This window comes from Clostridium neuense (assembly GCF_045310695.1).
Taxonomy (GTDB): domain Bacteria; phylum Bacillota; class Clostridia; order Clostridiales; family Clostridiaceae; genus Clostridium_S; species Clostridium_S neuense.
Genome location: NZ_JBJIAA010000021.1, coordinates 23,760 through 38,856, shown reverse-complemented (window position 1 = coordinate 38,856; position 15,097 = coordinate 23,760). Strand labels below are relative to the sequence as shown.

Sequence of the window (15,097 nt, the reverse complement as noted above, 5' to 3'; positions counted from 1 at the left end):
TTTGAACTTTTTTATGAAAAAACCTAAAATTTTTACTGCAACATTTGAAGAAAGTTTAAATTTTGAAGATGATCCTGTGTTAAAATGGCAGAATCAGGATGTAAAAAGACCTGTTTTGCTTTTCATCCTTGCTTGTATTTGTATTTTAATATTATATGGGATATATCGCCTCACAGGGAGTTTAACAACTGAACGATCTGACAGTCCAATTCCCAAGGCGGATATAAATTTTTTGCCAGCTTGGCCATTTTGGATATGTTTTCTAATATTTGTTTTATTTTGGATTTATACACACTTCATACGAATAAAATGTAACCGACTATTTTGGTCGCATGTCAATGCAAATAATTGCTTACTTTGGATGGTACTTGAGTTCAATTTGATGTTTGTTACAATGGATTTGAAAATTTTGACGGCGTGGGGAATCATAATTACGTACTGTGCATTTGGGTTATTGACTTTTTTATTATTTCGCAGACAAATGGATTCTATTCAAAGAACATTATTTTCATCACAAGAGATTCGAGCTAGGCACAATGCTTTAAAAGGTAGGATAATTAACATTGCTTTGAAGTGGGGAGGAATCGCTTGCATATGTTATATAATTTTGAAAAGAGTTTTTGCACACATTGAAGATATTGGAACTGGAACAAGTGGATTGATTGAGTCAATTGCAATATGGCTTTTCATGAATCTGGTTTTTATAGCAATAGAAATATATGTCGAATTTCCATATCTAGTTCAAGGCTATTACAAACGTAAATATACTGAAGAATATCGTAAGAGGGAGGGTAAAAGCCAAATTGAATGGTATGGTGAAAAGTATTTTAATAAACATATTTTAGGTACAAGTAAAGAAGATAAGACAGGAAAAGCAGTGTATAACAGAAATTAAAGGAGAATAGAAATGCAAAAAAAAACAAAGATGATAAACTCTAAGATTCTTTGGGAAGAATTTGATAAGAAAATGAAAAAGTTTCGTCTGATTGGATCAGGTGTTATCATTTTTCTGATTATTTGTGGGGCTGGTCTTATGTTTTTGCTGAGTGGGGATAGTCATAAACAAGCACAAATCGCAAAGCCGATTATTGCTCTCGTTAATGAAGATCAGCCAAATACGTTTAATGGCACAAATTATAACTTTGGTAAAACTTTTGTAAAACTTGTCTCCAATGATAATAAGTATAATTGGCAAGTCCTGCCGCGATCCATTGCAAACAGAGCCTATGTCGATGGTTCTGTTGATGCTGTCATTTATCTTCCACAAAACTTTACGCATAATATTTTGACACTTCAAGCATTGAATCCTCAAAAAGCAGAGCTGGATTATAAAGTTCTTGCCTCTAACTCAGAGCTGAACAATAAAATCTTGCAGCATAAAATCGGGAATGTGCTTTATGATTTCAATACTTCAATTGTCAAGATGTATTACGCTTCTGTGGCAGGGAATGTTGCAAATGCCCAAACGAATATGGGTAATGTTGTCAAGAGTCAAGGCACAATTCTCACAGCACTTAATGATAATGTGTATGGACCTTTTCAAACAACCAATGAGTCTTATAGTTCAGTTATTTCCACTGCGAATGGTTTGAAATCTCAAAATGACAGTTGGATTCAAGCACAAAATAGCTTTACCAATTCAGTGGTTAATATGTTAAACGAAAATAGTTCTTCATTCAACGGAACGTTACCAAGCCTGACTAATTATTTTGATACCCAAAAGAAGATTACGGACATTAATCTTGCAAATGGAAATCAGGCTATTACAAATCAAGCAAACTCGGATAGTAATTACTATTATGGCCAGTACACCGTAGCTTATAACAAGGCTGTGCAATTGATGAAACAATTTTATGATACAGATACTTCTGGAAGCAAGACAGGTGTTTATGCAAACTTGAAAAATCAAATTTCAAGTTATAACACTTTGATTAGTGGGGTACATGATGACATTGGCACACAGATTGATAGCTTGACAGGCAAAGAAGCAGCACTATTAAATCTTGAAAAAGACCTGTATTTACAATTCTTTGGACAAGATATTAGCCCGGCACCAGATAACACTGATTTTACTAGTCTTGAAACTGAGGATAATGCGAGAAGTGCAATGACTAAAATGCTTGGGACTCCCTTTGACAAAAAAGATAATATCTCAGGAACTGCTTATCCTAGAGCCATAAGTAACATCTTGAATAATTTATCAGTAAATGTGGGAGACTACGATACCCTTTTAAATGCACTAGTAAAGAATGGTTCTTTGACGCTACAACAAAAGTACACCTACGAAGCTAAGCTTAGTGTTCTGAAAAATTATGCGACAGCCTTTGGGGTCAAGACAGCTACTGTAGATTTTAGTGCTGCTCCGACAGTAAATGGTAAGAATCAAAGTTTTACAAAACAAATTACAATTACCGTACCCAAAGCTACTGAATATACGTTAAGACTTCAGGCTTCAAATGGACTTTCTAACTCAGGGATTTCCATAGCTTCGCAACCTACTGGGACAGGTGCAGTAGTTAATCCAGATAATTCTGTGACTTTGGATAATCGAACAACAAGTACTACTGATAGTAATGGCAATGTCACGACTTCTCCTACGACTAGTCCGATGACTTACGTTGTTACGTATAAAGTAGATTTAGGACAAGCGACAAGCGGAACGGTAACAGCGAGCTTTGATAATGGTTCAGGTGGTACTACTTCGTCTGTTGAGAATTTTGGGCTTATTCCTGCAAATGCCATTTCTGAATATTTAGGAGGCAATCAGTTTGGCTATATATCGACCTTATTCAATAATATTGATACTGCAAGTAGTCTGATTGCTTTCCTTTATGGAGCACCAGGTGCGACTTATTCTGATATGCAAGGTTATACTAAGGCTTCTGACTTTCAACAAGCAAGCGAACAATCTATTTTCAAGATGTATGGCAATAGGGGAGGCACTCCAATTTCGAATCCAATTAATAATGATGAAGTGAGCCAGTTCATGAGTTACGGAAAAACCAATATTAAAAATGTTATGGATGCCATTACAATGTTGAATTCAAGTATTGCAAGTCTCCAAAATGACAAAGCAACCTTGAGCAACCATTTGCCGAGTAATTACTTTAGTCAAGTGTCAAGTGATTTGCAGGCTTGGTATAATGAAGCAATGGATACGCTGAATGCAGAATACAAAGCATGGACAACAAACAATACCACATTACTTCAAGAAAAACCTTGGGAGGAGTATAATCAGGACGATGTTGGACTTTGGTATGATAAAGAAGGTGGTGATTCACTTTATAGCACTATTTCCGGCATGGTGACTTCAACGGCTAAACAAGCTAAGGATACGGCATCAAGTGCGCAAATCATCAAGAGTGATGCATCTGAGTTTGATCAAATGGTGGATACGGTCACGAAGACGCAGAATAATGCAAAGAATGTCATTGACAATACGAATAATTTGTTAAGTACAGGGAACGGTGACTTCAAAAACAGTCAAAGTTACTATAAAAACTTTGCATCCATTTTATCTAACACTAGGACGAATGGTGTAAATGCGAATAATATATTTAATTTCTTTGCCAAGCCATTGTCGGTAAAAGATATTACACCAAAAGTATTAAGTGTCCCTCAGGGATTTGATTGGCGCTGGATTGTTATCTTCGTGATAGGGATTCTTATTGGTGTTTTAGGTAAAACTTGGATAAGGCATAAGCCAAAGATTGAAGAAAAATAACAGAGGATGGGAAAATGACTCCCATTCTTTTATTTTAGAACCAGTATTTATGATATTTGCTAAATATAATAGGCAGCTTAATCTTCAGAAAGTTGTGGTAACAGGCAGCGGAAAAAGAGTTAGATAATTTTGCTTCTTAGATTAATTCATTTGACTGAAAGGTGGAAGGATAATGATAGTAATTTAGATGTGAATACTGTTCACGAAAGAATTAAAAATCTAACAATTATAAAGGAGAAAATTAATTATGATTAAAAAATTTCCTAGGAGTGTGAAGATAAATGAAAACAAATAAAATTACTTTATTGGTACTTGGACTAGTCCTGTCACTTTTAATTTTAGATGGATGCAGCGGTTCCAAAAGCATTCAAGGGACATGGAAAGTGCAGGATGGTAGTGGGGAAAATTCTACAATGGTGTTTAAAGATAAGAAAGTAACTGTAGATGGGAAAACTTTCGATTATACACAAAATGCCGTCGGCACTAAAAATGGGGTTAACTATTATGGCATAAAGCAAGATAATAAAAATTATACTATCGTTTTCCCTGACAAAGATAAAAATATTGCAATAATGATTGAGCCAGATTCGACTGATAATTATCTCCAAGGGAAAATGCTGTATGCAATGAATAAAATAAAACAGCCAAATTACAAAGAATACGCAAAAAAATATCTGAAGTAAATTTACATGATTCCGTGCTTAATAAAGCCGTGCAGCCTCAATATAGAATTTTGGATGGTGATTTTTATGAAAAAGCCTAAGATTTTTACTGCAACATTTGAAGAAAGTTTAAACTTGAAGATGATCCTGTGTTAAAGTGGCAAAATCAGGATGTGAAAAGACCTGTTTTGCTTTTCATCATTGCTTGTATTTGTATTTTAATGTTATATGGGATATATCGCTTCACGGGGAGTTTAACAATTGAAGGATCTGACAGTCCAATTCCCAAGGCGGACATAAATTTTTTACCCGCTTGGCTATTTTGGCTATGTTTTCTAGCATTTATTTTATTTTGGATCTATACACACTTCATACGAATAAAATGTGATCGACTATTTTGGACGCATGTCAATGCAAACAATTATTTACTTTGGTTGGCACTTGAGTTTAATTTGATGTTTGTTACAATGGATTTGAAAATTTTGACGGCGTCGGGAATTCTAAGTATGTATTGTGTAGAAGCGATATTTATTTTTCTACATAATGAAATAGTTGAATTGTTTGAGATGGTTGGAATGTGGTTTTTTATTAATCTGGCTTTTATAGCAGTGGAAATATGTATCGAATTTCCGTATCAAGTTCAAGGCTATTACAAACGTAAATATGCCGAAGAATATCGTCAGTGGGAGGGCAAAAGTCAAATTGAATGGTATGGTGAAAAGTATTTTAATAAACATATTTTAGGTACAAGTAAAGAAGAGAAGACAGGAAATTCTGATTTAGCAAATGTTCAGATAATAGGCTCTGAGAAGATTCATAAAGCTGTATTAAGTGGTCAAAGGAAAAAAATGTAGGTAAAAATGATGATTGAAAAAACAGAAAAATTATCCTGTAGAAGTTATTATAACAGCCTTTTTTTAGATAAAATAAGGAGAATGGTATAATGAATAATGATGAGATTTACTGAAGGATTTTAGTTTATTAAGTGGCGGTGAAAAAACTACAGTTCTTTTAGGAAAGCTTTTAATTGATGATCCAGATATACTTTTACTTGATGAACCTACCAATCACCTTGATATAGATTCTATAGAAACTTTTAAAAACTATGCTGGTAATTATTATAAAAAAGCAAAGGAGGATTTAAAACTTCAGTCTCCTAAAAAAACTGTAGTAAAGCGTGAAAAAATTAAAGAGCAGAAGAATATTTGTGAGAGTAAAAAGAAGGAAGCAGAAGTAGCTAAGGCTTTAAAAAGTGTTTCCATTATCCTTCTTTAACTTGTATTAGTAAGCTATATATTTGCCCAAGGCTCATGCAAGTTTCTTTTTCCTACTAACACTCCAAATAATTAATCCTATAGTAAAACCACAAAATGCTGGTACTATCCACCCAAATCCATAATCAAAACCAGGTAAATATAAATGAGCAAAATTAACAAACTGCACTACTACTTCACTTTTTACCAAAGGATCAGGTAATGCCTTACAAAAATCAAAAAATGCTGCAATAGCTGTTAATACAGTCGTCCATTTATAAATATCATTTTGTCTATGAATGAATGGAGTTAATAGGGACAATATTATTAAAGTAATTGCTAATGGATATAAAAACATAAGTACCGGTAAAGATAGCTTAATTATAGCATTTAGCCCAAAGTTAGCGATTGCAAAAGAACAAACTGTAAACACAATGGCATAATTTTTATAAGAAGTAGATTTGGGGAACATTTCACTAAACATTTCAGAACAGGAGGTAATTAAACCAATTGCTGTTTTTACGCATGCAATCCCTACAATAGCTGCAAGCAGTATCTTTCCAATAAATCCAAAATAGTGATTACTTACCATAGATAAAATACTTCCTCCATTATCAGCACGTTTTACACTACCTAAACTTGTAGCTCCCATATAAGCAAGTGATCCATAAATGACTGTCATACCAATAACAGTAATCAAGCTTGATTTGGATGTTTCAAAAGCAATTAAATTAGAATCTTTAATGCCGAGCTTTCGTACATTAGAAATAATAATAATTGCAAAAGCTAGAGATGCTAAAGCGTCCATAGTATTATATCCATCCAATATGCCTGTAAATAATGGCTGAGCAGCATATCTTCCCTGAGCTGCATAGCGACTTACTTGTCCCATTGGCTTTACAAAAGTTGCAATTAGTAAGATAGATAAAAGTACTAAAAAAATAGGAGTAAGATATTTACCTACCCAATCCAAAATTCGTCCAGGCCTTAATGAAAAATAAATGGTAAATATAAAAAATATTAATGAGAAAATAAAAAGTCCAATTTTTAAATACTCATCAGAAATAAAAGGATGAATTCCAACTTCAAATGCAACTGTAGCAGTACGTGGAATTGCAAATAGTGGACCAATTGTTAAATACAATAAGCAAGTGAATATTTTCGAATAACGTGAGCTAATAGGTTTCGCCATATCAAATAAGCTTTCACTTTTTGAAAGTGCTGATGCAATAATTCCTAGTATAGGCAATCCTACACCTGTAATTAAAAATCCGATAGTCGCTGTAAAAGTATGGCTTCCAGCTTGCTGCCCCATTTGTACTGGAAAAATTAGATTACCTGCTCCAAAAAATAATCCAAACAGCAAAGACCCTATTAAAAGATTTTGCTTAAAACTTAGTTTTTCTTTCATAAATAACCCTCCATTTTGGAATATAATGTTTATTGCATACTTGCTTTTCCTGCCCTGTCTGCAGCTTTTATTGCTTTTATGAACTTTTCTTCTGTTGGCATACCAGGAGCATACTGCCATTCAATAACAGAAGCAGCTTTTTTTGCAACTATGGGCAAAGCGTTTTCTGTAAGACCTATTTCCTCCATAGTAACAGGAAGTCCTACGCTTTTATTGAAGGCAAGTATTTTGTTCATTTCATCTAGCTGATTGTCGTAAGCTAAAAGACATAATACACCAAAGGCTACGATTTCGCCATGCAGGTGTTTTTCACATTCTGGTATCAAAGAGGAGCCATAATATACGCAGTGTGCAAGCGAACTGTTATAGTAGTATCTATCCTTTGGGTCTGACTGATTTATATGTGTTTCACAGTTTGAAACAATACCTGTAAGCATTATAATGTCTAAAGCTACTTGTTCCAGTTCAAAAGAAGCCTTTTTATTTTTACAATCTTCTAATGCTTTTTTTCCAAGATCAATTAATGGAGAGGTACATGTTTTTGCAATTCCTAAGCCTAAGAGCGGCATATGATATAGGTTTTTGTCCCTGCAAGCAAAGGAAACTTCATATTCTTTTGATAGTGCATCACCAATACCTGCCCAGAACATATCATAAGGTGCTTTAGCTATGATTTGTGTATTTATAAAGGTATGATATGGCGGATGTTTTGGGTAATAATATTCTTTAAATGAACCATCCTCGTTGTAAATAACACAAAGCGCTGTACAACCGGCACAATTTGAAGCTAGTGTAGGAAAGGTAAATATAGGTTTATCAAGCATGTCAGCAACAGTTTTTACTGTGTCGCAAGCTCTTCCACCACCAACTCCAAAAAGCATATCTGCAGCTTGTACAAGTGGATTACTTTTTAGTTTTTCTACATTTTTTATATTAGAATTTCCGCCGTACCATAAGAAATCGAGAATTTCAATGTTAGAATCTTGAGTTCCTGAGAGTATAGCAGTTTTTGCTTTTTCAATTGCAGTTTTTCCACCGATTACAACTGCCTTGGTTCCATATTTTCTTGTTATGTAGGGAATATCCTTATAGCAATCCTCTCCTACACTATAACTTGGTAAATAAACATTGTAACTTGACATTTTAACAGCCCCTTTTTATTTTTATAAAATCAATGAAGGCACGATAAAAATCCAGAGCTGCTTTTAAATTAGCTGAATAAAAAAAGAGCCATTCATCCTAATATTAGGACGAATGACTCGTGTTACCACCTAACTTCATATAGAAGTGTTACAACTATATCTCATAACAACACGGATTTTTATAAATCGATGCCGCTTCCCATTTATACGGTAGGAAATCCGTCAGAGTCTACTCAAAACAGTAATATGTGCTGTTTCTTTTGGTCTGCAGCTCCGAGACTACTTCGTATATTACCTGACAAAGCGCTTCCACCATCCGCTTCTCTCTAAAATCAGTAAGAAATATCTACTCCTTCTCTTCATTGCCTTTATAGGGTGAAATCACTGTGAAACTTAAACTATTTATGTTCCAAAATACCAATATTTAAGGAATTATGGTACATATACAGTTTGTAGTTGAACTGATTTCACTATATTCAATTGATTTTAAGGTAGATTATAGAACATATTTTTGGATATGTCAACAGAGGAAGGTATGTTTTATAATAAATCAAATGAGCATAGTTACTGGACAGCTAACACTTTAAAGGGAAAAGTATAAATAATAAACTTACGCCTGAGGAATATATACAAATTTTAAAGAAAACAAGTTATAAAACTACGTTTAAGGATACTTCTTGAGCTTATATAAGGTACTCTAAAGAATTATCATTACTTATGTGTATTACCTCCTTCCCAAAACAGAGGTTGGTGATACCAGTAGCCCACATTTAACTATTAAATTGTGCTTTAGAATTATACCATAATTATGTAGAATATATACACAAGAATAAAATTGAAAAACTTCATTTAGAGTAGTTATGGAGAACTGTATCACAAGTAACAGTATCAGTTGGAAAGTAAGATGAATGAATTTAATATAATAAATTATAAGTTTTAATTGCATCAATAACAGGCAGTTAAAGTTTTTTTATTTATTGAAAAAAATGGAACTTTGTTTTTGATATAATATTGTGTAGATTATTTACATTAATATAAAATAAATTGAAAAATAGAATTGATTGAAATTGTCTATAGAAAGGTAGAGCAGGATGAATAAAATATTAGTTGTAGAAGATGATCCTAAAATTAATAAAATGGTGCAAACTTTATTGATAAAAAATAAGTATACAACATCAGCTGCATTTTCTGGTACAGAGGCACTATTATTACTAGAAAAAGAGTCTTTTGATTTGATTTTATTGGACTTAATGTTACCTGGTTTAAGTGGTGAAGAAATTTTAGCAAAAATTAATGAACAATTCCAAATTCCTATTATATGTGTATCTGCAAAAGATGATTTAGACACTAAACTTGGAATGATCAGGGACGGGGCAGATGATTATATAACAAAGCCATTTAATAATGAAGAATTAATTGTTAGGATAGGTGCAGTATTAAGAAGAATGAATAAGGGGACAATCGTAGATAAAACCAATATATCTATATTTAAAGATTTAGTTTTAGATAGTGAAAATCGTAGTGTAACTATTAATAATGAACCTATTGAGCTTACAGTAAAAGAATATAAAATATTAGAATTACTAATTAGCAATCCTAAGAAAGTATTTACAAAACAAAATATATTTGAAAGTGTTTGGTCTGAAGAATATATTCTAGATGAAAGAGTGGTTACAGTGCATGTTAGTAATTTGCGTAATAAATTGAAACATGGTGATACATATATAAAAACAGTTTGGGGAATAGGCTACAAAATGCAAGATAATTAATTTATAAAACTTGATACTTTCTTGATAAATTCTAAAATGTATTTTAATATTTTTTGTTTATTATTTAAATATAAGATTAAATAATATTCTAATTAAAGAAAGTAAGTGATATAAGCATATGAAACTAGTACTACAAACTAATGGCTTGACTAAAAAATATGGTAATCAAATATCTGTAAATGAAGTTAATATGAATATTGAAAAGGGCGATATTTACGGTTTGATAGGTAAAAATGGTGCCGGTAAAACAACAATTATGAAAATTGTTTGTGGACTAATCCATCAAAGTTATGGAGATATCAAGCTATTTGAAAGCGAAAATTTAGAAGAAGGAAGGAAAAGAATTGGATGTATAATTGAAAATCCAGCACTATATCCTTATATGACAGCAAGAGAAAACTTGATTTATTATGATAAACTGCTTGGCATTACAGATTATAGTAATGTAGATGAAGTTTTAAGCCTAGTTGGCCTAAAAAACACAGGCAAAAAGAAAACTAAAGCCTTTTCACTAGGTATGAAGCAGCGCCTGTCTATTGCAATTTCGTTATTGGGAAATCCAGATTTTCTTATCTTAGATGAGCCTATCAATGGATTAGATCCTTATGGAATTAAGGAAATTAGAGAGCTATTATTAAAACTAAATATAGAAAATGAAATTACTATTTTAATATCTTCTCATATTTTAGGGGAACTTGCTAAGCTTGCAACAAAGTATGGAATTATAAATGAAGGAGTACTTGCTTGTGAATTCAAAGCAGCAGAATTAGATGAACGCTGTAAAAAATGTATTTCTATAGTAGTTGACGATTCTGAAAAAGCAGCTTACATTTTAAAACACAATATAAAAAGTTCAGAATTTAAAGTGTTTGATGAAGGGAAAATTTGTGTTTATGATTGCCTCGATATACCCGCTCAAATTAATAAAGAATTAGTTGAGAATGGTGTTCTAGTATCAAGCATTGGTTTAGGTGGAAATGATATAGAAGGATATTTTATAAAGATGATGGGAGGCAATGAATAATGATAAATGTAATTTCTAGTGAATTTTATAAGATATTTAAAAGCAGGATTTTTTATGTTATATCGATTATATTTCTAGCAATGAATTGCATTTCCCTTGCAGCCTCACTTTATCTTAAGTTGAAAGGACAGATGAACACAACGGGATTTTCTATGTATCAAGAGTCTTATGGCCAAGATCTTGCTTTTTATGTGATATTGATGTTTGTAGTTTCTCTAATTACGTCTGAATATACAAATGGAAGTATAAAACAAATGGCTTGTCATGGAATAGCTAGATGGAAATTGGTTCTTGGGCAGTATATAGCTATGTCTTCTAGTATAACAATTATTTTATTGAGTTTTGGAGTTTTAAACTTATTTATATATACAATATTATATCGCTTGGGAGAAGCTAATGCAGTTTCGTTCATTCGAATGAATATAGGGTTAATTTGCATGTTTTGGGCCATGTCGGGTATTGGTACTTTTTTGTCTTATCTTATAAAGAGCGTAAGTGTTTCAATTATAGTTTCTATCTTATTAATCATTGGAAGCAACTTTATATCAGGCCTTCTTACGGTGTTAACAAAAAATGATGTTTTTACAACATATTCTCTCGCAAGTATGCGTAAAACTATAATTAATTTCAATTCACAACCAGAAGATGTTATAAAGTGTTCAATCATATTTTTATTAATTGGGATAGCTTCACTTTTAGGTTCTAGTTTATTATTTTCAAAAAAAGATATTGATTGATAAAAAGAAAGGAGATAATATTTTGTATATATTAAGAACAGAAAATCTTTCAAAAGTTTATGGAAATGGGGATACAAAGGTTAGTGCATTAGATAATTTAAATTTGAAAATAGAAAAAGGACAATTTGTTTCAATAATTGGACCGAGTGGATCTGGAAAATCTACACTCCTTCACATGCTTGGATGCGTAGATCACCCTACAAAAGGGAAAATATATATAGATGAAACAGATATTTCAGCTATGAATGAAACGGAGGCAGCTTTATTTCGAAGGCGAAAGATAGGATTAATTTATCAGTCGTATAATCTAATTTCTACCCTTAATGTAGAAAAAAATATACTTTTACCAATGTTATTAGATAATAAGAAGCCAAAGAAAGAAGAATTTGATAAGATTGTGAAACTGCTTGGCTTAACACAAAGGATTGAACATTTTCCAAATCAGCTTTCTGGTGGGCAGCAGCAAAGAGTCGCTATAGGACGAGCTCTTATTTATAAACCATCCATTATTTTAGCAGATGAGCCAACTGGTAATCTTGACAGAAAAAACACCAAAACAACTATGGATCTTTTAAAACGTTCAAACCAGGAGTACAATCAGACAATTGTTATGATTACGCATGACGAAGAAATTGCCGCCTTAGCTGATAGAAGGATTAAAATTGTTGATGGAAAAATAGTTTCAGATGAGGTGATAGGGCAATGAAAATAATGAATGAATACACTTACAATCAAATAAAAAAGAATAAAAGGCATACAAGCTCTATATTACTGGCTATAACAATTGCATCGGCTTTGCTATGTTCGCTTTGTATATTTATTTATTCTATGTGGGGAGCAAAGGTAACATCAATAATTAAAAGTGGAGGTTATTGGCAAGGAGAATTAAGAGAGGATATATCTGGAGATAAACTTAAAGAAATTGAAAAGGATCCAGCAGTTAAAACTACAATGGTTAAAGGAACTTGGGTTACTGCTAAGCTTTCTGATACAAAACTTCCATACCTTTTAATGCGAGGTGCAGATAAAAACTTTTGGAAGGATATGAATTTAAAAAATGAACTTATACATGGTAGACTTCCTAAAAAAACTAATGAAATTGTTGTATCAAAATTGTTTTTTATAGATAATCCAACCTATAAAATTGGTGATAAGTTAAGTATTCCCATAGGTACTAGAATGTTAAAGGATAAGCTAATTGACACTCAAAGTTATAAGCAGCAAGGCGAAAAATTTAAGGTGAAAGATTCTAAAAATTATACAATAGTAGGTGAACTAGACATTTCGGCAAGCTCTGCTTATCCAGGATATATTGCAATGGGATATTTAAATATTTCCGATATTAAACACGAAGACAAGTTTACTGTTTATATGCGTTTTAATAATCCATATAAAATATATAATACATTACCCCAAATTGGTAAATATTGTGGTTTAAGCAAAGATAAAAATGGAAAGTATAATGTTATGTATAATACTCAGTTATTAAATTTATATGGAATTAACGATAAAAATAGTTCGAATATTCAATTTATTATGATTATTGCTATTGTAATAATTTTATTTATACTAGTTATGGGAGCTTTTGTTCTAATTATTTATAATGCGTTTTCATTATCTGCTAATAGTAGGATTAAAGAATTGAGTGTTCTGAAGAGTTTGGGAGCAACGCCAAGACAAATTAAATATTCTGTACTTTACGAAGGATTTTTACTGTGGCTTATTCAATTGCCAATTGGCTTAATTGTAGGATATATTTTTAGTTATGCTATATTTTTTAAGGTTAATGGAATTCTTAGCATTGAAAAGGATTATAATTCCATACATGTTTCATTATCTTTAATAGTAATTGCCTTTTCTGTCCTTGTATCCTTAATTACTGTTTTAGTATCTGCATATATTCCAGCAAGAAAAGTCGCAAAAGTATCGGCTATTTCAGGAATACGACAAAACTTCCAAACAATAAAAATTAAAAATACTTCAATATTTAAGAAAATCTTTGGAATAGAAGGGGAACTTGCAAGTTCTCAATTTTCAGCCAATAAAAAGAGTTTACGTACAGCAGTACTAGCTATCTCTATATGCTTTATTTTAATAGCAGGTTACTTTAATATTATTTCAATATATAATCTAGCTATGTCTAAGAATGATAAAACAGCCACTCATGATATTACTGCTAATTTAAATATTATTGATGAACCAAATGAAGAAATGATTAATAAGATTATATCTTTGCCTGAAGTTAAAGATAGTGTAGTTAGAAGGCAAGTACGTACTTCAGCTTTTGTAACTTCGAGTCAGGAATCAAAGACTTTTTCACGTGCTGGAGGATTCGCGGGAATTGATTATAAAAAGTATGATGTATTAAAAGAAAATGGAAAATATAGAATCATAGTAAATTTAGTGGGATTAAGTGATGAATCCTTTAAAAATTATTGCAGAAAAATTGGAACTAATGCTGATAAGTATTATAAAAAAGGAGCAGATGAAGGCATATTATTAAATAGCACACATTATAAAATGGCTAATTCTAATGATGTAAAACTATTACCTTTGCTAAATACTAGGAAAGGTGATAAAATGCTTTTACATGAAAAAGTAGAAGATAATATGAATACAAATAATGAATTTAATCTTCAAATAGGTGATGTTACGGAAAGTTGGCCAAGTGAGCTAGGAACTAGTAAATATAGTTTAGCACTGATTATTCCTATGGAAAATTACAAAAAAATAGTTAGTAAATTCTCATCAAATCGTGAGCTTGAAGCTAATATGATGTCAATTGATTTACTAGTAGGAGACAAAGCAAGCCCAAAGGTAAAGAAAAAGCTTACAAAGATTTGCAATTCTTATTTAGGTTCGCAAGATTTTACAATATGGAGTTTATTAGAAGAAAAGCAGCATAACGAGCTTGTTCAGAAAGCTATTTCAATCAGTGTTTTTGCTGTTGCTTTAATGATTGCGATAATTGGTATTTTTAACACCTTCTCAACAGTTTCAAATAATATTAGGCTTCATAAAAAAGAATTTTCTATGCTTAGATCAATTGGGGTAACTCCTAAAGGATTAAATAAAATGCTTGGCTTAGAGGGCTTATTATTCGCATTAAAGCCGCTTATAATTGGTATTCCAGTTGTATTTATAATTTGTTTTTATATGCTTAAGGTATCATCGGTAGGCTGGAATGAATTTATAGCTGTTTTCCCGGGTGCTTTAATTTTAATTTACATCATTATAATATTTATGGCTATATTCTTTTCTTATTGGGTTTCATCTAAAGCCATTAAACAAGGGAATATCATAGAAGCGATGAAAGATGAAATAGTATAATTTTCATGTTGGGTGCAACCACAGGATAATCATATAAAGGAGTTA

General features: G+C 31.9%; 11 protein-coding genes, 1 pseudogene and 1 other annotated feature. Of the genes and pseudogenes, 10 read left to right on the top strand and 2 right to left on the bottom strand.

The genetic code is table 11. The features are described 5' to 3' along the window. Position 1: 1 nt before the first annotated feature. The 5 genes and pseudogenes from ACJDT4_RS20610 to ACJDT4_RS20590 all read left to right on the top strand — a co-directional run. Positions 2 to 895: a hypothetical protein gene (locus ACJDT4_RS20610; RefSeq protein WP_406789484.1), complete on the top strand. Its 894-nt coding sequence runs from the start codon at positions 2 to 4 to the stop codon at positions 893 to 895. A gap of 12 nt (positions 896 to 907) precedes the next feature. Next, positions 908 to 3,724: a type VII secretion protein EsaA gene (gene esaA, locus ACJDT4_RS20605; RefSeq protein ID WP_406789483.1), complete on the top strand. Its 2,817-nt coding sequence runs from the start codon at positions 908 to 910 to the stop codon at positions 3,722 to 3,724. 281 nt (positions 3,725 to 4,005) lie between these two features. After that, positions 4,006 to 4,407 carry a hypothetical protein gene (locus ACJDT4_RS20600; RefSeq protein ID WP_406789482.1) on the top strand — a complete coding sequence of 134 codons (402 nt, stop codon included), beginning with the start codon at positions 4,006 to 4,008 and terminating at the stop codon, positions 4,405 to 4,407. A 434-nt stretch (positions 4,408 to 4,841) separates the two neighbouring features. After that, positions 4,842 to 5,240 carry a hypothetical protein gene (locus ACJDT4_RS20595; protein ID WP_406789481.1) on the top strand — a complete coding sequence of 133 codons (399 nt, stop codon included), beginning with the start codon at positions 4,842 to 4,844 and terminating at the stop codon, positions 5,238 to 5,240. 106 nt (positions 5,241 to 5,346) lie between these two features. Further along, positions 5,347 to 5,505 (top strand): annotated as a pseudogene (locus ACJDT4_RS20590) (ATP-binding cassette domain-containing protein); the annotation flags it as partial. A 189-nt stretch (positions 5,506 to 5,694) separates the two neighbouring features. On the opposite strand, the gene brnQ reads toward ACJDT4_RS20590, so the two are convergent. Next, the gene (brnQ, locus tag ACJDT4_RS20585; protein WP_406789480.1) at positions 5,695 to 7,050 is read right to left on the bottom strand and encodes a branched-chain amino acid transport system II carrier protein; all 1,356 of its coding nucleotides are present in this window, start codon (positions 7,048 to 7,050) and stop codon (positions 5,695 to 5,697) included. A gap of 29 nt (positions 7,051 to 7,079) precedes the next feature. Then, on the bottom strand, positions 7,080 to 8,192 hold the full coding sequence (locus ACJDT4_RS20580; protein ID WP_406789479.1) for an iron-containing alcohol dehydrogenase family protein: 1,113 nt from the start codon (positions 8,190 to 8,192) through the stop codon (positions 7,080 to 7,082). Positions 8,193 to 8,293: 101 nt separating this feature from the next. After that, positions 8,294 to 8,564, bottom strand: a binding site (T-box leader). Between the two features lie 719 nt (positions 8,565 to 9,283). On the opposite strand from ACJDT4_RS20580, the gene ACJDT4_RS20575 reads away from it, so the two are divergent. The 5 genes from ACJDT4_RS20575 to ACJDT4_RS20555 all read left to right on the top strand — a co-directional run bounded on the left by ACJDT4_RS20575 (position 9,284) and on the right by ACJDT4_RS20555 (position 15,052). Further along, positions 9,284 to 9,961, top strand: coding sequence for a response regulator transcription factor (locus ACJDT4_RS20575; RefSeq protein WP_406789478.1), 678 nt, complete (start codon positions 9,284 to 9,286; stop codon positions 9,959 to 9,961). Positions 9,962 to 10,079: 118 nt separating this feature from the next. Beyond that, complete coding sequence (locus ACJDT4_RS20570; protein ID WP_406789477.1) at positions 10,080 to 10,985, top strand: ABC transporter ATP-binding protein; 906 nt, start codon at positions 10,080 to 10,082, stop codon at positions 10,983 to 10,985. Continuing rightward, positions 10,985 to 11,722 (top strand): ABC transporter permease, encoded by a 738-nt coding sequence (locus tag ACJDT4_RS20565; RefSeq protein WP_406789476.1) that lies wholly within the window; start codon positions 10,985 to 10,987, stop codon positions 11,720 to 11,722. The genes ACJDT4_RS20570 and ACJDT4_RS20565 overlap by 1 nt, the downstream gene beginning before the upstream one ends. A 22-nt stretch (positions 11,723 to 11,744) precedes the next feature. After that, a complete protein-coding gene (locus ACJDT4_RS20560; protein ID WP_406789475.1) occupies positions 11,745 to 12,428 on the top strand; it encodes an ABC transporter ATP-binding protein in 684 nt (227 codons plus the stop codon). After that, positions 12,425 to 15,052: an ABC transporter permease gene (locus ACJDT4_RS20555; RefSeq protein WP_406789474.1), complete on the top strand. Its 2,628-nt coding sequence runs from the start codon at positions 12,425 to 12,427 to the stop codon at positions 15,050 to 15,052. Before ACJDT4_RS20560 ends, ACJDT4_RS20555 begins: the two co-directional genes overlap by 4 nt. The last annotated feature ends 45 nt before the right edge of the window (positions 15,053 to 15,097 follow it).

Excerpts from the sequence above, each read along its gene's own strand:
- esaA (WP_406789483.1), top strand. The coding sequence starts at position 908 with ATGCAAAAAAAAACAAAGATGATAAACTCTAAGATTCTTTGGGAAGAA.
- ACJDT4_RS20600 (WP_406789482.1), top strand. The coding sequence starts at position 4,006 with ATGAAAACAAATAAAATTACTTTATTGGTACTTGGACTAGTCCTGTCA.
- ACJDT4_RS20595 (WP_406789481.1), top strand. The coding sequence starts at position 4,842 with ATGTTTGTTACAATGGATTTGAAAATTTTGACGGCGTCGGGAATTCTA.
- brnQ (WP_406789480.1), bottom strand. The coding sequence starts at position 7,050 with ATGAAAGAAAAACTAAGTTTTAAGCAAAATCTTTTAATAGGGTCTTTG.
- ACJDT4_RS20580 (WP_406789479.1), bottom strand. The coding sequence starts at position 8,192 with ATGTCAAGTTACAATGTTTATTTACCAAGTTATAGTGTAGGAGAGGAT.
- ACJDT4_RS20575 (WP_406789478.1), top strand. The coding sequence starts at position 9,284 with ATGAATAAAATATTAGTTGTAGAAGATGATCCTAAAATTAATAAAATG.
- ACJDT4_RS20570 (WP_406789477.1), top strand. The coding sequence starts at position 10,080 with ATGAAACTAGTACTACAAACTAATGGCTTGACTAAAAAATATGGTAAT.
- ACJDT4_RS20565 (WP_406789476.1), top strand. The coding sequence starts at position 10,985 with ATGATAAATGTAATTTCTAGTGAATTTTATAAGATATTTAAAAGCAGG.
- ACJDT4_RS20555 (WP_406789474.1), top strand. The coding sequence starts at position 12,425 with ATGAAAATAATGAATGAATACACTTACAATCAAATAAAAAAGAATAAA.